At 60.7% G+C, this 16,300-nt stretch carries 20 protein-coding genes and 1 pseudogene; 4 read left to right on the top strand and 17 right to left on the bottom strand.

Annotated elements, in window-relative coordinates:
- Positions 1 to 7: 7 nt before the first annotated feature.
- The 6 genes from H7C18_RS28605 to zwf form a co-directional block, all read right to left on the bottom strand.
- Positions 8 to 1,576 (bottom strand): MDR family MFS transporter, encoded by a 1,569-nt coding sequence (locus tag H7C18_RS28605; RefSeq protein WP_185132540.1) that lies wholly within the window; start codon positions 1,574 to 1,576, stop codon positions 8 to 10.
- Positions 1,577 to 1,619: 43 nt separating this feature from the next.
- Complete coding sequence (locus tag H7C18_RS28600) at positions 1,620 to 2,285, bottom strand: hypothetical protein (protein WP_185132539.1); 666 nt, start codon at positions 2,283 to 2,285, stop codon at positions 1,620 to 1,622.
- 76 nt (positions 2,286 to 2,361) lie between these two features.
- The gene (locus H7C18_RS28595) at positions 2,362 to 3,048 is read right to left on the bottom strand and encodes a polymer-forming cytoskeletal protein (protein WP_185132538.1); all 687 of its coding nucleotides are present in this window, start codon (positions 3,046 to 3,048) and stop codon (positions 2,362 to 2,364) included.
- A 15-nt stretch (positions 3,049 to 3,063) separates the two neighbouring features.
- Positions 3,064 to 3,690, bottom strand: a complete 627-nt coding sequence (locus tag H7C18_RS28590) for a YhbD family protein (RefSeq protein WP_185132537.1) — start codon at positions 3,688 to 3,690, stop codon at positions 3,064 to 3,066.
- Between the two features lie 120 nt (positions 3,691 to 3,810).
- Entirely contained in the window at positions 3,811 to 4,434 is a 624-nt protein-coding gene (locus tag H7C18_RS28585) for a cyclase family protein (RefSeq protein ID WP_185132536.1), read from the bottom strand.
- A gap of 71 nt (positions 4,435 to 4,505) precedes the next feature.
- Positions 4,506 to 6,062, bottom strand: a complete 1,557-nt coding sequence (zwf, locus tag H7C18_RS28580; protein ID WP_185132535.1) for a glucose-6-phosphate dehydrogenase — start codon at positions 6,060 to 6,062, stop codon at positions 4,506 to 4,508.
- 188 nt (positions 6,063 to 6,250) lie between these two features.
- Between zwf and H7C18_RS28575 the strand changes: the two genes are divergently transcribed.
- A complete protein-coding gene (locus H7C18_RS28575; protein ID WP_185132534.1) occupies positions 6,251 to 6,640 on the top strand; it encodes a hypothetical protein in 390 nt (129 codons plus the stop codon).
- A gap of 150 nt (positions 6,641 to 6,790) precedes the next feature.
- Positions 6,791 to 7,063, top strand: coding sequence for a hypothetical protein (locus H7C18_RS28570; RefSeq protein ID WP_185132533.1), 273 nt, complete (start codon positions 6,791 to 6,793; stop codon positions 7,061 to 7,063).
- Positions 7,064 to 7,089: 26 nt separating this feature from the next.
- Here H7C18_RS28570 and H7C18_RS28565 read toward each other — a convergent pair whose 3' ends face one another.
- The 7 genes from H7C18_RS28565 to H7C18_RS28535 all read right to left on the bottom strand — a co-directional run bounded on the left by H7C18_RS28565 (position 7,090) and on the right by H7C18_RS28535 (position 11,788).
- Complete coding sequence (locus tag H7C18_RS28565; RefSeq protein WP_185132532.1) at positions 7,090 to 7,740, bottom strand: response regulator; 651 nt, start codon at positions 7,738 to 7,740, stop codon at positions 7,090 to 7,092.
- Entirely contained in the window at positions 7,706 to 8,770 is a 1,065-nt protein-coding gene (locus H7C18_RS28560; RefSeq protein WP_185132531.1) for a histidine kinase, read from the bottom strand. The genes H7C18_RS28565 and H7C18_RS28560 overlap by 35 nt, the downstream gene beginning before the upstream one ends.
- A gap of 15 nt (positions 8,771 to 8,785) precedes the next feature.
- Positions 8,786 to 9,418 (bottom strand): cell wall-active antibiotics response protein LiaF, encoded by a 633-nt coding sequence (gene liaF, locus H7C18_RS28555; RefSeq protein WP_238358038.1) that lies wholly within the window; start codon positions 9,416 to 9,418, stop codon positions 8,786 to 8,788.
- A 169-nt stretch (positions 9,419 to 9,587) separates the two neighbouring features.
- The gene (locus H7C18_RS28550) at positions 9,588 to 10,271 is read right to left on the bottom strand and encodes a PspA/IM30 family protein (protein ID WP_185132529.1); all 684 of its coding nucleotides are present in this window, start codon (positions 10,269 to 10,271) and stop codon (positions 9,588 to 9,590) included.
- Between the two features lie 5 nt (positions 10,272 to 10,276).
- Positions 10,277 to 10,792: a PspC domain-containing protein gene (locus H7C18_RS28545; protein WP_185132528.1), complete on the bottom strand. Its 516-nt coding sequence runs from the start codon at positions 10,790 to 10,792 to the stop codon at positions 10,277 to 10,279.
- 3 nt (positions 10,793 to 10,795) lie between these two features.
- Positions 10,796 to 11,464 carry a PspA/IM30 family protein gene (locus H7C18_RS28540; RefSeq protein ID WP_185132527.1) on the bottom strand — a complete coding sequence of 223 codons (669 nt, stop codon included), beginning with the start codon at positions 11,462 to 11,464 and terminating at the stop codon, positions 10,796 to 10,798.
- Positions 11,465 to 11,488: 24 nt separating this feature from the next.
- Positions 11,489 to 11,788 (bottom strand): LiaF transmembrane domain-containing protein, encoded by a 300-nt coding sequence (locus H7C18_RS28535; protein ID WP_185132526.1) that lies wholly within the window; start codon positions 11,786 to 11,788, stop codon positions 11,489 to 11,491.
- A 274-nt stretch (positions 11,789 to 12,062) separates the two neighbouring features.
- Here H7C18_RS28535 and H7C18_RS28530 point away from each other — a divergent pair, with 274 nt between their 5' ends.
- Entirely contained in the window at positions 12,063 to 12,647 is a 585-nt protein-coding gene (locus H7C18_RS28530) for an NlpC/P60 family protein (RefSeq protein ID WP_185132525.1), read from the top strand.
- 260 nt (positions 12,648 to 12,907) lie between these two features.
- On the opposite strand, the pseudogene H7C18_RS28525 reads toward H7C18_RS28530, so the two are convergent.
- Positions 12,908 to 13,183: pseudogene (locus tag H7C18_RS28525) on the bottom strand (Uma2 family endonuclease); the annotation flags it as partial.
- A gap of 115 nt (positions 13,184 to 13,298) precedes the next feature.
- Here H7C18_RS28525 and H7C18_RS28520 point away from each other — a divergent pair.
- Positions 13,299 to 13,721 carry a cupin domain-containing protein gene (locus H7C18_RS28520; RefSeq protein ID WP_238358035.1) on the top strand — a complete coding sequence of 141 codons (423 nt, stop codon included), beginning with the start codon at positions 13,299 to 13,301 and terminating at the stop codon, positions 13,719 to 13,721.
- Positions 13,722 to 13,745: 24 nt separating this feature from the next.
- Here the strand turns inward: H7C18_RS28520 and H7C18_RS28515 are convergent, their stop codons facing one another.
- From H7C18_RS28515 to H7C18_RS28505, 3 genes are read right to left on the bottom strand one after another with little or no spacing between them, the layout of a single operon-like run.
- Positions 13,746 to 14,072 carry a hypothetical protein gene (locus H7C18_RS28515; protein ID WP_185132523.1) on the bottom strand — a complete coding sequence of 109 codons (327 nt, stop codon included), beginning with the start codon at positions 14,070 to 14,072 and terminating at the stop codon, positions 13,746 to 13,748.
- A 28-nt stretch (positions 14,073 to 14,100) separates the two neighbouring features.
- Positions 14,101 to 15,372, bottom strand: coding sequence for an FG-GAP-like repeat-containing protein (locus tag H7C18_RS28510; RefSeq protein ID WP_238358034.1), 1,272 nt, complete (start codon positions 15,370 to 15,372; stop codon positions 14,101 to 14,103).
- Positions 15,373 to 15,406: 34 nt separating this feature from the next.
- On the bottom strand, positions 15,407 to 16,219 hold the full coding sequence (locus H7C18_RS28505) for a polysaccharide deacetylase family protein (RefSeq protein WP_185132522.1): 813 nt from the start codon (positions 16,217 to 16,219) through the stop codon (positions 15,407 to 15,409).
- Between the last annotated feature and the right edge of the window lie 81 nt (positions 16,220 to 16,300).

Below are 16,300 nucleotides of genomic sequence, written 5' to 3'. Positions count from 1 at the left end.
TATGGGTTCAGTGGCCGCCGCCGTAATCCGTTTGGGCTTGGGCTCCGCCCTTTGCCCCCTTGCCGCCCTTGCCTCCTTTGGCCGGCAGCTGAAGCCGATCGCGTCCCATGAAGAGCACGGCAATCAGCGCGAGAACCGCCGCGGCAACGGCCCACATGAACATGTGCGTGATGGAGGAGGAGAGCGCATCGATAATTTTAGTCAGCACGTCTTTCGGAATGGCCGCCCGCTTCTCGGACGAGAGCGACTCCCGAACGCTGCCCAGCGAGTTGCCGCCCGGCGCGCCTCCGCCGCCTCCGGCCACGTCCGCCAGCTTCGACGTCATCGCGTTGCGCTGCAGAATGCCGAATACGGTAAGACCGACCGTCATGCCGAGCGACCGGACGAACGACATCGTCGAGCTGGCCGAGCCCCGCTGCCTGGCGTCAAAGCCATGCATGCTGGCCATGCCCAGCACCGAGAAGCTGAAGCCGACGCCGACGCCGGCGACGATCATGTAGAGCGTCAGCAGCAATTGGGAAGTATCGGGGGTCAGCGTGCTTAGTAGAACCGTACCGAGAATGAAGATCAGCCCGGAGGCGATCATGACGTTGCGGTAGGAGGTTTTGGTCGTGAAGAAAGCGCCGATCTGCGAGGAGAATACCGAGCCTAGCGTCATCGGAAGCAGGATGAGCCCCGAGTTCGTGGCCGAGCCTCCGTTTACCCCCTGCACGAATATCGGGATATACATGGCGAACGTAACGAAGCCCGCGCCATAGAACAAGCCGGTCAGCGTGCTGGCCGCGAACAGGCGGCGGCGGAACATGGCGTACGAGATGATCGGCTCCTCCGCCTTCGCCTCGGCGAACAGGAACACGATGAGCAGGACCGCGGCCCCCGCGAACAGCGACAGGATCTGGGCCGAACCCCAGGCATACTGCTGACCGCCCAGCTCCAGCGCGAACATCAGGCAGACGACCGAGCCCACCAGCGTCGCCGCTCCCCACCAATCGATCCGCTGCTTGGCGTGCTCGACCGATTCCTTGTAGAAGAACAGGATCAAAGCGAGCGCCGCAAGGCCGATCGGCAGATTGATATAGAAGATCCAGCGCCAGTCGATATGGTCTACGATATAGGCGCCGAGAAGAGGACCGAACAAGCTCGACGTGCCGAACACCGCGCCGAAGATGCCGGACATGCTGCCCCTCTTCTCCATCGGGACGACGTCGAACAGAACCGTGAACGCGATCGGCATAAGCGCGCCGCCGCCGATTCCCTGAATGGCCCGATAAATGCTGAGCTCCACGATATTGTGCGCCGTCCCGCACAGCACCGAGCCGAGCAGGAACAGGAAGATGCCCAGCACGAAAAACCGCTTGCGTCCGTACATGTCGGACAACTTGCCGAAGATCGGCATGCCGGCCATCTCCGTTACGAGGTACGCCGACGTGACCCAGACGAATTTGTCCAGACCGCCGAGATCGGACACGATCGTCCCCATCGCCGTCGCCACGATCGTATTGTCGATCGCCGCGACGAAGATGCCGAGCATAAGGCCCGCCAGGATCAGCCCCAGCCTGTTTTTTTGCACCGCCATGGTACGATTTTCCTCCCATCGCCATTAGAAATTTGAAATTGGCCTACTCGATCTTGGCTTCCGTTCCGACTTTCGCGCCGCCCGATTTGCTCAGCTTCTGCCGGTATTCGACGCGTTCGATCTCGCAGCCCGGACCGAGCCGCACCTGATTGCCTCTGACCACCTTGGCGAACGTGTACTCCAGGTCGAGGATATCCCCCTCGATCAGGTCCGCCGCCATCGAGATCGGTCCGGCGGAGACGAACAGCTTCTTGATCGACGCCATCCGGCTGCGCTTGATCTGAATCCGGCCGCCGCCGACCTCCCTCGCCCGCGAAGGCCCGTGCAGCCTCAGCTCCAACGTCTCCGCGCCGAGCAATCCGTCCACCTGCACCGCCCCCGTCGCTTGCAGCGACTCATACTCGCAGTCGCCTTCCACGCTGAGCTGCCCGGTCACCTTCAGCCGGTCGCCCCGGCTTCCGCCGCGCACCCGCACTTCTCCGGTCGTCGCGCCCCGCTCCACGGCGAAGCTGCCGTTCACCGTCAGCTCGCCGGTCAGCTTGATCAATCCCGCTTTGAAATCGCCCATGACTTCGGAAGTTCCCGTGCAGGTAAAGCTGCCGCATTCGACTTTGCCGTTCAGCCGGCATTCGCCGACGATCTTCACTTGTCCGAAGTGCCCCCCGATCGATTCCGTCGTGCCGACCAGTCTCAAATCTCCGACTTGCATCTTCTTCTCATCTCCTCGCCGATTTCATAGCTTATCTGTTACGGGGGCTATCCCGCCCGCTACCGCATCTTGCCGCTTACAGTTGAGTTTGTTCGCTTACTTTGGCCTGGGGATGGACCTGAAGGTCGGAACGGTACTCCACACGGCCGATCTTGCAGCCTTTCCCGATCCGCACCAGGTTCCCCCGCACGATATCCGCCGTCGTGTCCTCCAGCACGATCTCGTCGCCTTCGATGACATCCGCTTCCAGACGGGTGATCAGCTTCGGCATCGCCCATTGCCAGAGGCGCTTCCAGACGGAGCTCGAGCCCCGCTCGACACGGATCGTCTCGCCGCCGATCTCCCGGGCTTCGCATTTCCCGTACAGCATGATATCGACGTTCCCCGCGTTCAGCAGTCCCTTGATCGTAAACCAGCCCCGAAACTCGGCCTTCTCAGCCTCGCAATCGCCATCCGCGGTGAGCACCCCGTTTACCTCGATTCGCTCTCCCGCCACCGGGCCGTTTACCCGCACAATGCCGTCGATCCTGAGCTCCTTCGCATCCAGTGCGCCGTCGACGTTCATTTTCCCGTTGCATTGGAACCGGTCGGCCTTCACATTCCCCCGGGCCTTGCCGATGCCGTGAATATCCATCGTCTCGCACTCGACATCCGTCGCGATCGTGCATACCCCGTCGATTCGGACGCTGCGGTAGAGACCGCCGGCCGCTTGCCCGACGCCGCTCATATTCAGATCGGGCCGTTGATCCTTCGCCTTCTCCATGTTTCCTTCCCCTCTCTAGGTCAGTTGCGATTGCAGTTGCTCGATCATCTCCGACAAGCTGAGCCGGGCAACCAGCTTGGCGCCGGTCTCGACGTGAATTTCGGTGGGCGCGGACGCCAGCAGGAACACCGAAACCCCCATCTTGCGAATAAAATACAGCTCGCACGGCTTTCCTTCGAACTTGCCGAAATGCTCCTTCATCGTGTCCAGCAGCTGCTGCGCTTCGTCGAGGCTCATTTCCCCGTTGCGCAGCAGCCGGTCGGCCACATAAAAGACGAGAGCCTGCTCGAACGAATAAATCGTATCGCCGGCGTCACGGGGGCCGAAACGTTCCATCAGCACCCCTGAAACAATGTTTCGTTTCACCAGTTCGTCTTTCCGGAGCTGAATATGATCCGGCAGCGGGGAGAGCTTGCCCGCCAATTCGTCCAGCGACAGATCTTCCTTCATATTCAAAATCCGGTCGATCCGGGCCATAATCAAATCCTTCGGAAAAAACGTCTCTTGCCCGGTAAACGTTGATTTGCGAATGAACCACTCTTCCGGAATGAGCTGTTTTCTCTTCCAGCGGTAGAGCTGTCCGTAAGAAATCCCCGTCGTCTCGAGCAGATCCTTCTTGGAGATCAATTCGCGATCCGACATCGTCTATCACCTTCCTTGATGACAATGTAACATAACATTGTTACGTTGTAAAGCCAAAAACATAAAAAAAGCGTAACAACCCCCAGGGTTGTTACGCACCTTGTTACGCTAGGCTCGTATTTAATCTCCGATCAGGAACGCCCGGGCCGGCGCGGCGTCGATGCCGGTCAGCTTGAGCGGGGCGACGACAAGCCAGTAGTTGCCCGGCGGAACGTCCTTCAGCCGGAGACCCTCGACGATGACGACGCCGGCTCGCATCAGCGTCCGGTGTGTCGGGTAGCCGTCTTGATCGCGTTCGATGCCGAGCGCGTCGGTCGCCGCGACCCGAACGCCGATCTCGGCCAAGTATTGGGCTCCGTCTTCCCGAAGAAAAACGAAGTCGTCCAGATATCGCTCGCTGAACGAGCTCTTCGTCTTGAACAGTACCCGCTCGCCCCGCTGAAGGGCGAACGGCTCCAAGTCCGACCGGGTGATGGAGCCGACGACATGCATCAGATCCAGAACGCGGCAAGGACCGACCAGCTGCTCCAGCGGAATCGTCTCGATCGTCTCTCCCCCGGCAATCATGTGCAGGGGCGCGTCCACATGCGTTCCCGTATGGACGTTCATGCTGAGCACGCTCTCGTGCGGCTTGCCCTGCCCATGATTCGACGCGTTCACTATCGATGGCTGCTTGTCCCGGATGTTTTCCCAGACTTGCATGCCTTCTTCAACCGTAATCGAAATGTCGTAGATTTTCCCCATACGTCCGTTCTTCTCCTTCTCCCCGCCCGGCCGCATCCGGCGAATCCTGCCGCCGGCCGACGGCCGGCCCGTTATTCCGGCTTCGAATTCGTGACCCAGATGACGTTGTCTTCCTCTTGCCCGTTGACCGGCCACCAGTGGAAACCGTCCTCCGCCAGCAGTTCGTCCGCCCGGTCCGGTCCCCATGTTCCGCCCGGGTAGAACGCCAGATCGTCCGCATTCTCGCGCCAGGCAGCCGCGATCGGATCGACCAGCTGCCAAGCGGCGGCGAGCTCGTCCCACCGCGTGAAATACGTGGAATCGCCGCGGCCGGCATCGTGAATCAGCCGCTCGTACGCTTCCGGCGTATTGATGCCGACCTGGCAGCTCTGGCAGAATTCCATGGCCACCGGCTGAATCGTCATATCGTTGCCCGGCTTCTTGGCGTTGATCTTGATGTAGATGCCTTCCATCGGATTGACGCGAATGACGAGCAGGTTCGGCTGCAGCTCCTGCCGGCGCGAGAACAGCACGTTGTTCGGCACGTTCTTGAACTCGACGACGATCTCGGTCGACTTCACCGGCAATCGCTTGCCCGTCCGAACGTAGAACGGCACGCCGGCCCAGCGGAAATTATCGACGAACAGGCGAGCCGCGAAGAACGTCTCGGTCGCCGAATCGCCGGGCACCGATTCTTCCTGGCGGTAGCCGGGAATCGGCTTGCCTCTTGCCGATCCTTCCGCGTACTGCCCGCGGACGACGCGGCGGCGCACCTCGTCCGGCGCCTGGAAGCCGCGGATGGAACGCAGCACCTTCACCTTCTCGTCCCGAATGTCCTCCGGATCGAGGCGGCTCGGCGGCTCCATCGCGATCATCGTCAGCATTTGCAGCATATGGTTCTGCACCATGTCGCGGAGCGCGCCGGACTTGTTATAATACGCGCCGCGTTCCTCCACGCCGACGGTCTCGGCGAGCGTGATCTGGACGTTGGCGATGTGTCTTCCGTTCCACAGCGGCTCGAAGAACGCGTTCGCGAACCGGATGACCTCGATGTTCTGGACCATCTCCTTGCCCAGGTAGTGGTCGATGCGGAATACCTCGTCCTCGCGGAACACGTGCCGAATCTCCTCGTTCAGACGCTCGGCCGACGGATAATCGTAGCCGAACGGCTTCTCGATGACGAGCCGGTGCCACCCGTCGCTGTCCAGCATGCCGCCGTCCCGCAAGTTGCGCGAGACGGTGCCGAACAAATCGGGAGCCAGTGCCAGATAAAACAGCCGGTTGCCCGGAATTTCGAAGCGCTTCTCCAGCTCCAGCGTCGTCTGTTGAAGCTGCTTCATTCCTTCTACGTTGCCGATGTCCAGCGAATGGTAGCTGAAGCGGTCCGCGAACGTCCGCCACGCCTCGCCTTCCTCCGGCTTGTACCGGCAAAACTCGCGAATCGACTCCAGCACGTCCGAGCGGAACTGCTCGTCCGTCCGCGGCCGTCGCGCCAGCCCTACGATGGCGAATCTCTGGCCGAGCTTTCCTTCGCGATACAGGCTGTACAGAGCCGGGAACAGCTTGCGCCGGGCCAGGTCCCCGGTCGCTCCGAAAATGAAATAGACCGCGCCCTCTGCGGATCGAATGTTATGGTTTTGGTCGCTCATGATCCTCCACTTTCTTTATTCAAAGGATGGGATTCACGCTATGTAGTTTACCATACCCCGAGGGCTATTGCTATTTTTTGCAAACCGTCCGCGGCATTCCGAAGAACGCGGAATATGGGTTGGCGTCCATACGCATTCGCCCGCTGGTGAATATACTGGTCTCGACCAGAAACGGGAGGTTATAGCCTATGTGGAATGACAGCGTACCTGTCGACAAGGAGCGCCTGCTTCAGCTTCGGGGTCTCCCCGTCTGCATCGTCATGAAGGACGGCGAGCGTCATTACGGAGTGCTGACCGGCTGCTCGCGCGGGAAAATCGTGCTGAACGGCTCGCCGGACGACGAAGTCGGTAAACGAACCGGCCGAACGGGAAAAGGAGTCCGCAAAGGCGGCGGAACGAAGGAAAAAAAGGGAAGAAAGCCGCATGCGGGGATCGCGGCGTCTTCCGCCAAAGCGGTCCCGCCGGCTGCCGCCGCTTCTTCGGGCGGCTGGGGGTTTCTGCAACTGGATGGCCCGACCTTCTCATCCGAACGAATTGTCCTGCCGCTTAAACCAGTCGAGGCCGTGCTGCTTCTCTAGCAACCGCGCCGCCGAACGGCCGCAAGCCGCCGTCCCGTTCCGGGGGCCGGCGGCTTGAACTTTTTCCGCGGGTGTATGTACGATTCATGGAAGGTAAAAGGAGGTAATAATATAGAAAAAACGGTTAGCGAACGAGGAGGGACGGCCGCCATGCAAAAAATCCAGCGTATCGAGAATCCTCCGCTGGGAAGAATCAGACCCTGGCCTTTGGCTCAAGAGGAAATCTTGCTTACCGGCGATTTGACGGGCTATTCCCGTCCCGGACGCGGCCGGTCTGCCTCCGAACCCGCTCTCTCCGCCGGATCGCTACCGGCTTCGGTCGATCCGTCCGACGATCCGCGGAAATACGCTACGTATAACACGACCGGCCGCGCGATTCTGCCTTCTCCGCCAATCGGACTTTTGCTGGACGCCAGGAGCTAAGACCTGCTCCGTCGGCATGCGCCCTTCTATTCGGCCAAGCCGTTCCGGTGCGCGTAGATCGCCGCTTGCGTGCGATCCTCGACGCCCAGTTTGCCAAATAGATTCGTCATATGGTACTTGACCGTCTTGATTCCGATGAAAAGCTCGTCGGCGATCTCTTGGTTGGACTTGCCCTGCGCGAGCAGCTGCAGCACTTCCATCTCCCGCTCCGTCAGTTCCTCGTGCGGCTGGGAAGCCGTCTGCGCCGGCTTGCGGAACCGGTTCATCATCTTCGACGCCACCTGGGACTCGAGCACGGACTGGCCGCGCGCCGCCGCCCGGATCGCGTCGGCGATCTCGGACGCCCGCGACGTCTTGAGCAAGTAGCTGAACGCACCCGCTTCGATGACCGGGTACATCTTCTCGTCGTCCAGGAAGCTGGTCAGCACGATGACGCGGCATTCCGGCTGCTCCTCCAGCAGCTTCCGCGTCGTCTCGATGCCGTCCATCCCTTCCATGACCAGATCCATGAGCACCACGTCCGGCCGATAGGCTTTGGCAAGCCGCAGCCCTTCCAATCCGTTGCCGGCTTCGCCGACGATCTCGATGCCGTCCTCCGTGTCCAGAACGGCGGCAAGGCCGATTCTGACCATTTCGTGATCGTCAACCAGCAGAACCCGTATCGGCTGCTGCTCCATCTTCTTCCCATCCCCTCTCGTCCGTCATGATCGGCACGCGAATCTCGATCCGCGTCCCTTTGCCCGGCGCGCTTGCCACATTGAGCGAACCGCCTATCTCGGTAACCCGTTCCTCCATGCTGACCAGCCCGTAGGAGGTTTGTTTCTTCGCGAGCACGTCGAAGCCGACTCCGTTGTCGCGGATCGCGAGGCGCACCGTCTCGCCCCGCCGCTGCAGCGCAATGTCCATCTTCGTCGCCTTGGCATGGCGAAGCGTGTTGGACATCGCTTCCTGCACCATCCGGAACAGATGGTTCTCCACGCCTTTGCTGAGCGCGATATCGTCGTCCATCTCCAGCGAGATGCTCATCGGAACTTTGGCCTTCATCTCTTCGACCAGCTCCGGAATCGCTTGCGACAGCTTCTTGCCTTCGAGGTGCACCGGCCTCAGATGCAGCAATAGCGCCCGCATCTCCGACTGGGCGACGGACGCCATCTCCTCGATCAGCGAGATCTGCCGTTTCGCTTTGTTGAAGTCGTTGTCCAGCGTGCGGCCGACCGCCGTCGCCGTCATCGAGATGGCGAACAGCTGCTGGCTGACCGCGTCGTGAAGCTCCCGGGCCAGCCGCTGCCGCTCCTCGACGACGGCGCTCATCCGCGCCTTGGCGGCCAGCTCGGTGTTGTTGGTGGACAACCGCTGCAGCGACGTCACCTGTTCTTCCCACTTTCGGCTTATCCGCGACAACTGTTCCGCCAGCTCGCCGATCTCGTCCTTGCCCATCGGCGGCAGGGCCGGGACCGGGTTGCCTTTCTCCAGCATGAGCATTGCGTCCCTAAGCAAGTCTACCCGGTTGCGGATCGGATAACTGCGATAGAAACCGTATGCAGCACCGGCCACCAGCAGCATGCCGACGGCGGACAAGCCGAACACGACGATGCTCGACCACGATTCGAACGGCGCGGCCAGCCCCTGGCTCTGGAGCAAGTAGACGACCAGAATGCCGATCACGAGCGAGAACAGGACGGATTCGCCGATATGACGCCATACCACTTGCCTATCCCCTCCTTAGATCGGCCTTATTCTGATATTGCCTACGAGATAGAACAGCTGGAGTTTCACCTTCTGCTCCTTGCTCTCATAATCGGGGGAGCGCCAGCGGACCCGGTGGAGGAAGCCTCCCTCGGTCTGCTTGCCCAATCCGACTTGTCCGAGCAGCGTGGACGCTTCCACGTCCAATCCGTAATCCTCCGGCACGATCAGATCGATGTTGCCTACGATTCCCTGGAGCACGATGACCGTCTCCTTCTCCTCGGGAATCGCCAGCGACAAGTCCAGCCGAATCTCGCCGAACGCGTGCCAGAAGCTCATCGAATGAAGCACCCACGATTGCCGGTCCTGCCTCATGTTCAGAACGAGCCGATGCCGGCTCTCGCCGTTCCCCGCGCCTTGGGGTCTGGCCCTCAAATAATAAATGCCGAGCGAAATCAGGACGATGACGATGACGAAACCGATCTGTTGGACGACGAGCACCAACGCGCAGACCGCGATCAGGATCATCGCCAGCCGGTTGCGGTCCTGCCGGAACCGGTCGATCGCCAGCCACAGGAGAAGGATGGCGTTAATCGTTACGAAGCCCGCAATTCCCCCGAGGGCCAAATAAAGCCCGGCGCCGATGAACAGCAAAGCATGGTTGGACATTCTCTTCACGACGGGCTTCCCCCCCTTGCATCACTTCGCCCGCTTCGCGGCGAAAGCCATAACGGAACGGCTCCGTTATGGCTCCAGACGCATCCTTGTTAGCATACCATATCTTCCCGGTCCCGGAAACGTCCGCTTTTCGCCGGCTTAAGGCCCGGCAGAGCTTGCGTTATTCCGCCGCCGCCGGCGGCTGCAGGCGGTTCTTCAGCGCGGCGAGCTCCTGCTCGACGCGGAACGACTTCTCCGGATCGACGCCGGTACGGACCGGAGCGAACGGCGAGCTCGGCAGCCGGGCGACGTCCGCCTCCGCTTCCATCTGCATGATCTTCTCCTCCATGCGATGGAAGCCGCGCGACGCATTGCCGCTCTCGATCGTGTGCAGCGCGCTTACCTGCGCCATCTGCTTGCGGGCTTTGGCCATCTGGGCCCGGGCCGACAGTTCGTTGCGCTTGTTGCGCAGCTTGTAGTACTCTTCCTTCATCTCATGGAGCTGCGTCGTCAGCTCGGATACTTGGGCGCTGGCTTGCGTGTGCAGGCCGAGCAGGTCGGCGGATTGCTGATCGTAGTACACCTTCTCTTCGAGCAGCTTGCGGGCCAGCGCTTCGTTGCCGCCGACCAACGCTTGCTCGGCTTGCGCTTCGCGTTCGACGCCGATCCGCACCGCTTCGTCCAGGCGCTGCTTCAGGCGGCGCTCCGCGGCCATCTGCCGGGCGACCGTCACTTCCGCTTCGTGAATCTCGGTCTCCATATCGCGCAGATATTGGTTCAACATCACAACCGGATCTTCCAGTTTGTCCAGCAGCTCATGCACCGATGCCTTCGTCATGTCTTTTACGCGTTGAAATACTCCCATTTTGATTATTCCCCTTTCGATTGTTGTTCGAATTTGGCGATTCTGGCTTTCAATTCTTCAAGTTCGCGCTTCAGCGCCTTTTTCTCGATATCGTCCATCATGGCGTCCAGCTCCGGCGCAGCCGCGGAGGACGTCGGCGTCGGTTGCGGCTGCGGCTTCGGTGCCTGGGCCGACGGACCCGGACCCGGCCACGGCGTCGGTCCGGGCGTCCAGCCCGAGGACGTTCCGCCCGAATGCGGCGGCGGCGTCCAGCCGTTGTAGCCGCCTCCCCACTTGCCGCCGGTGCCCGGCGCTCCGCCGAACGGGCCTGCCCCGAACGACGGTCCGCCTCCGTACTGAGGCTCGCGGGGGATGATGAATCCGGCGAGGATATAGACGACAATGACCGATCCCGCCGAGAAGACCGCGACGACGATCAACAAAATTCTGAGCAGCGTCGCATCGATGTTCAGGTACTCCGCCAGCCCGCCGCAAACCCCGAATATTTTCCGGTCGCGGGACGAAGTGTACAATCTGCGCATGGCTTATCCTCCTTGTTGCAGTTTGCGCTTCAATTGCTGCAATTCGCGCTCGATCGTTTCGTGCACGACCGTACCGGCTTGGTAGACCATCTCTTGGCCCATCCGCCGCAGATCGCGCAGGCTCTTGGTTTCCAGCTCCAGGTCGGAAAGCCGATCGTCCAGCTTGCGGAACATGCCGGCCGGGCCGGGATCCGCGCCCGTTCCGAACCGGGCGTTCAGCCTTTGCTGCAGCCGCAGCGATTCCATCCGGGCCACGTAGAACTGCCTCCGGTCGTATACCGCGCGGTATTCGTTGCGAAGCTCCTGCAGCAGCAGGTCCAGCTCGTCTAGCTCCCCTTTGCTTTGTTCGTAAAGCTCCTTGTAGCGCTGCGCTTTTTCCTCATGTGCCACTTTGTCTTGGAGCGCCAGCTTGGCGGCTGCCTCTTCCCCGGCTTTAAGCGCCGTCAGGGCTTGCTCTTCGCGTCTCTCTCTCCACTTCTCGGCATCCTGCCACTGCCGGAACAAGTGGTCGGTATGAGCGGCGTACTGCCTCTGAAGCTGCTCGCTCTGGATGATCTCCTGGTGAGTGGACCAGAGAAACTGGTCGATCAGGCGAACCGGATCTTCCGTCTTCTCCAATCGGTCGTTCAATGTGGCTACGGTCATATCCCGCATCCGTTTGATAACGCTCATTCGCGAATCCTCCTTATTCCGGCGTTACAGCCGACCGGCCCGATTGTTGCGGCCTATCATCGAAAGTCCGAACACGATCAATCCGATCACGGCGATCCAGAAGATCACCACGGACAGCTTGCCTAGCAGCATCAGCGCCCCGATCACGGCGAGAACGCCGCCGACGATCCGTTTCCCTCTCTGCCACGCCATGACGCCGAGCCCGATGATCAGAATGGGGATCACAAGCGAGATGAGATAACCGAACAGGTGACCGAGCTTGCCGAACAGCAGCAGAATACCGACGACGATAAGGATGACGGCGAGTCCGTTTCCTTTTTTCATGGAGTTCCCTCCCCTCCTCTTGAATGTCCGGCGCCGATCGCTTCGCTCTCGCCTTCCGGATCTCTTGACCTCACATTTACATTGTAAACGCGACGGCGTTTGCGCATAACGGACTCGCGGACGTTTTTGGCCCTGGACCCGGGTCGAGGTCCCCTACCGTCTCGCGTCTCCCCCCGGCCAAGTCCCCGGAATGTCAATGGCAACAATTGAGGGGTTACCCGCGGCGAATTTCCTATGTTAGCGTTATATCAGAAGCCAATGGGAGGTGCACTTGATGAGGAAAAAACTCGGATGGCTGGCTCTTGCTTGCGGCGTCGCGGCAGCTTCGTGCGGAAGCCCGGCCGCATTCGCGGCTACTGCCGCCAAAACGTCTCCAACGGTCCGCGCCGGAATGGCCGGCGCTTCGGTCGAGAACAATAACAAAGACATAGAGAAAGTGATCGCGGACGGCATGCGCTATCTTGGCACGCCTTACGAATTCGACTCCAACCGCTCCACCGACAAGACGTTCGATTGCTCGGACTTCGTGAAGTGGATCTACGGGGAGACGCTCGGTATCGACCTGCCCTACAACTCCCGGGAACAGGGAGCTTACATCAAACAGAAGGGCGACGTCGTCACCGATTGGCATAAGCTCAAACGCGGCGACTTGATGTTCTTCATGTCTTACCACGGCTCCAGCGCTTCCGATTATAAAGGAATCGACAAATCGACCGCCCGCATTACCCATGTGGCCTTGTATCTCGGCGACGGCAAAGTGCTGCAGACATACTCGGTCAACAGCGGCGGCGTCCGCGTCGATTCGATCGAAGGCACTCATTTCGATTACCGCTTTCTGTTCGGCGGGAGCGTGGTTTAGCGGCGTCGGCGAGAACGAAAAAGACCGAAGTCCCGTACAAGGGGCTTCGGTTTTTTTCGCGAAGGCAAATAACTGTGAAAGTGCAGTTTTTGGTATGTGGAAATGGAAAATGGACAGAAAAACATGCAAGAGTGCAGGCTTTGGAGGCCAGAAGAGCCAGATCGAGGGTGCGAAGCGGAAAAAGATGCATAATCGCAGGCTTTTGATCCCGAAAGCCGCTCACATCACAAAAACCTGCACAAATGCAGGTTTTGAGAAACCTAATCCCGAATCGGAAGCTCCTCAAGCGCTCGCATCACTTCACCCATGCGGAATGACGCGCAGGCGATTCGCGGAGACCGGACTTTCTCGTCGCCGACGAAGATGTCCGCCAGGGAATAACGGTCCTCCGTCTCTTCCAGCTCGTACCGCTCGAGCGACCCGCCGGCCGGGTCGACGATCCAATATTCCGGAATGCGACACCGGACGTACGTCCGCATCTTCCCGATTTTGTCTCGGCACAGCGTCCCGGGCGACAAGATTTCCACGACGAGATCGGGATTGCCGTCGCCTCCCCTGAAGCTTTTCCAACATTATAGCACGGGCGGCTTCGGTTATCGTTTATAATGAACGGAGTAAATTTCATTCGCGAAAAAGCGAGGTGGACAGCGCATGTCGCCGCCAAGTCAGCGATTTCTTTTTTCTCCGCTATCCGAACAGATGCTTTCCGAACCCGGCGCGAATCTCGTCATAGCCGAGTGGACCGCCGAAGGATGCGAGCCCGGCGCCGAGCCCGTCAAAATCGCGCCGCTGCATATCCACCGCCAAGACGACGAAGCCTGGTATGTCCTGGAAGGGACGCTTGGATTTCAAATCGGCGATACGACGCTCGAGGCCCATCCCAACGACGCCGTGCTCGTTCCGCGGGGGATGCCCCATACGTATTGGAATCCGAGACCGGAACCGGCGCGCTACCTCATCGTGATGACGAGCCGGATCAGCGCCTTGATCGACGCCATTCATGCCGCTTCCGAGAGAAATCCGGAGACGATGAAACAACTGTTTGCCCGATATGAATCCGAGCTGCCGGATTAAACAAGATGGAAGATCGCCGGATCCTCAGCGCAAATAAAGCGACAAAGGCTGACGCTGCAGCCTCTTCAACTCCTCGTACACCAGCCGCGCGATCTCGATTCCGCCCTGCTGCCGGAAGTGCGTATTGTCTTTGGCCCCGTCGGGGAAGTTCACCGCGAAGGACGTGTCCAGCGGAATGCAGAAATCGGGGCGAAGCGGCCCCGGTTCCCTCCGGTCCTTGGCGGCGATCCTCTCCGTTCGGGTAAAGCCGAAGCCAACCTCCGCGCCGTAGCGGCTTTGCGCCGTGATTTTCGTATAGCCGGTCTGAGGTTCGCCCGTTCCGAAATCGAATCTCCAGCTCGTTGCCGCCATACTCGTCCCCCTACCTATAAGCCTGTCTCTATCGAAGCGGAATTTCTCCGCCCGGGTACAGCGTCGAATGGGACAGCCGCTTCGGCTGCGTCAAAGGATGGCTTGCACGCGAAGCCGCCAAGTCGAGCGGGCGGCCGGCATAGACCGCCGCTTCCTCGTTCGTATAGACGATCACCTGCTCCGTCCCGCTTCCGCACAGATCGGCATGAACGGCATAGCCGTCCAGCGGAAAACGGACGACTTCCTCCATATGGCCGTCGTACAGCGTCGGGAACACGCCGCCTCCCCGGCGAAAAGCGAGAATGTAGTCCGGCGCTCCCTTCTCCCAGCGGTGCAGCGTCTCGATAATCGTCAGCCAGCCGGCGGTCGTCCGGTTTTCTTTCCACAGCTCGCGCCCTTCGCTGTCGAGCAGGAACAGCGCGTCCTTGCCCTTCAGCCCTTTGCCGTCGTCTTCCCGGACGAGCCGGTCCAAGCCGGCGATCTGCAGCCCCGGCAGCTCGGGCCGGAACCGGCCGAGCGCGATATGCTGCGATTCGACCGATCCTTCGTAGCGCCACAGCTCGTTCCCTGACGGATCGTACATGACCGTGACGCTGCCGCCGATGACCAGCTCCGGCTTGCCGTCCCCGTTCACGTCGCCGACCCAAATGCAGTCCGCATGGTCGTCCAGGTCCCGGCAGCTCCAGAGCAGGCGCCCGTCGTGATCGAGCAGATCGTAGCCGGCCATCACCTCGTCCCGCCCGTCTCCGTCGAAATCGTAGACCCACGGAAAATGGCCCGGATTGCCCTCGTGCTTCCACAGCAACCGGCCTTCGCGGTCCAGCGCCCACAGCGTCCGGTACCGATCCTTCAGGATCAAGTCGCCGGCATCGTCCGCCCCCGTCAAGTTCGCGACGACGATGCAATCGTGCGCCTGCGGATCCGGAAGCTCGCGGGTCCATTTGGCCTGCCCGGTCCGTCCGTCCAACGCGAGCAGACGGCCGTCCATGACGCACAGCACCTCCAGCCGCCCGTCGCCGTCGACGTCGGCAATCTGGGCCGGATAATCCGAGCCCGGCCCGCCGGCGCCGGAGCCCGGCCTGCCGAGCTGCCAGAGCAGACGGCCTTCCAGGTCGAAGGCCGTCAGGCATTGCGTCTGATGGGGAATGTAACGGACATCCTGGCGGTTGTCCGGCTGCACCATGACGATCTCCATGCGGCCGTCGCCGTTCAGGTCTCCGAGCAGCATTTTGCAGCGCGGACCGGCGGCCCGCAGGTCGATCCTGCCTGCCAGATAAGGTTCCTTCTCCGATTGGCGCATCGATATGACCTCCTTCTATGCAGATGGCGGAACGTTAACCTTCCGCCTGACCGAGCCGTTTTTGTTCTCCGCCCTTCACTTCGACGATTTGCCCGTTCACGTCCAGCCAGACGCTTGCCGCCGTCGGATTGAACACGAAGTCCAGCGAAGCCGAAAATTTCAGCCGCTCGTAGGCGCCCGCGTATTCGACGATCTCGAGATTCGTCGCGTACCAGACGTCGTCGCGCCCGCCGGCGAAAGCGCAGAATTGCTCCATTCGCTCCCAGTTGCCGTCGTTGTCGAATTCGTAGCTGTGCCCCCAGACGTACATGAGGTACAAATATTGCTTTTTGTGCAGGCCGACGAACGTCTCCGCCAGCTCCGTCAGGTTATGGTTGTGGTGGCACGTCGGCTGCCACTGCAGCCAGTCCTCGGGCAGCCCGAATTGCCCCGTGCTCGGCACGACCCGGGCGTATTCGATGCCGAGCCCCGGCAGCAGATCCCGGATGCGCCGGCTGTGGGAGCCGTTTGGGTAGGACATGCCGCGCACGGGATACCCGACGAGCTTCTCCAGGAGACGGCGATCCTCCATCACTTCGTGTACGATCTGTTCGTTCGGGCAGCGGGCGATCGTCGGATGCGTCAGCGTATGCGCCGATACCTCGTGTCCCGCATACAGCGCCTGAACTTCCTCCGCCGCGATGCGGTCTCCCTCTCCGAGGAGGCCCGCATTCAAGTGAAACGTCCCCTTGAGTCCGTTCCTGTTGAACATCTCGACGAGCCGCCTGTCGGCGCTCCGCCCGTCGTCATAGCTGAGCGTGAGCGCTTTGTGACGCCCGCCGGGGTAACACATCAAGATTCGGTTCATGTCGATTCTCCCTCTCCCAAGCTTATTGTAGAAGCACGGAAAAGTTCGCGCAATCGTACTTTCTTGTCGGAGGCCTGTCAG

The sequence above is a fragment of the Cohnella zeiphila genome (assembly GCF_014212055.1).
In the GTDB taxonomy this organism is placed as follows: domain Bacteria; phylum Bacillota; class Bacilli; order Paenibacillales; family Paenibacillaceae; genus Cohnella; species Cohnella zeiphila.
This window is presented reverse-complemented; position numbering and strand designations above follow the sequence as displayed.

Coding starts and splice junctions, on each gene's coding strand:
- H7C18_RS28605 (WP_185132540.1), bottom strand. CDS start 1,576: ATGGCGGTGCAAAAAAACAGGCTGGGGCTGATCCTGGCGGGCCTTATG.
- H7C18_RS28600 (WP_185132539.1), bottom strand. CDS start 2,285: ATGCAAGTCGGAGATTTGAGACTGGTCGGCACGACGGAATCGATCGGG.
- H7C18_RS28595 (WP_185132538.1), bottom strand. CDS start 3,048: ATGGAGAAGGCGAAGGATCAACGGCCCGATCTGAATATGAGCGGCGTC.
- H7C18_RS28590 (WP_185132537.1), bottom strand. CDS start 3,690: ATGTCGGATCGCGAATTGATCTCCAAGAAGGATCTGCTCGAGACGACG.
- H7C18_RS28585 (WP_185132536.1), bottom strand. CDS start 4,434: ATGGGGAAAATCTACGACATTTCGATTACGGTTGAAGAAGGCATGCAA.
- zwf (WP_185132535.1), bottom strand. CDS start 6,062: ATGAGCGACCAAAACCATAACATTCGATCCGCAGAGGGCGCGGTCTAT.
- H7C18_RS28575 (WP_185132534.1), top strand. CDS start 6,251: ATGTGGAATGACAGCGTACCTGTCGACAAGGAGCGCCTGCTTCAGCTT.
- H7C18_RS28570 (WP_185132533.1), top strand. CDS start 6,791: ATGCAAAAAATCCAGCGTATCGAGAATCCTCCGCTGGGAAGAATCAGA.
- H7C18_RS28565 (WP_185132532.1), bottom strand. CDS start 7,740: ATGGAGCAGCAGCCGATACGGGTTCTGCTGGTTGACGATCACGAAATG.
- liaF (WP_238358038.1), bottom strand. CDS start 9,418: ATGTCCAACCATGCTTTGCTGTTCATCGGCGCCGGGCTTTATTTGGCC.
- H7C18_RS28550 (WP_185132529.1), bottom strand. CDS start 10,271: ATGGGAGTATTTCAACGCGTAAAAGACATGACGAAGGCATCGGTGCAT.
- H7C18_RS28545 (WP_185132528.1), bottom strand. CDS start 10,792: ATGCGCAGATTGTACACTTCGTCCCGCGACCGGAAAATATTCGGGGTT.
- H7C18_RS28540 (WP_185132527.1), bottom strand. CDS start 11,464: ATGAGCGTTATCAAACGGATGCGGGATATGACCGTAGCCACATTGAAC.
- H7C18_RS28535 (WP_185132526.1), bottom strand. CDS start 11,788: ATGAAAAAAGGAAACGGACTCGCCGTCATCCTTATCGTCGTCGGTATT.
- H7C18_RS28530 (WP_185132525.1), top strand. CDS start 12,063: ATGAGGAAAAAACTCGGATGGCTGGCTCTTGCTTGCGGCGTCGCGGCA.
- H7C18_RS28520 (WP_238358035.1), top strand. CDS start 13,299: ATGTCGCCGCCAAGTCAGCGATTTCTTTTTTCTCCGCTATCCGAACAG.
- H7C18_RS28515 (WP_185132523.1), bottom strand. CDS start 14,072: ATGGCGGCAACGAGCTGGAGATTCGATTTCGGAACGGGCGAACCTCAG.
- H7C18_RS28510 (WP_238358034.1), bottom strand. CDS start 15,372: ATGCGCCAATCGGAGAAGGAACCTTATCTGGCAGGCAGGATCGACCTG.
- H7C18_RS28505 (WP_185132522.1), bottom strand. CDS start 16,219: ATGAACCGAATCTTGATGTGTTACCCCGGCGGGCGTCACAAAGCGCTC.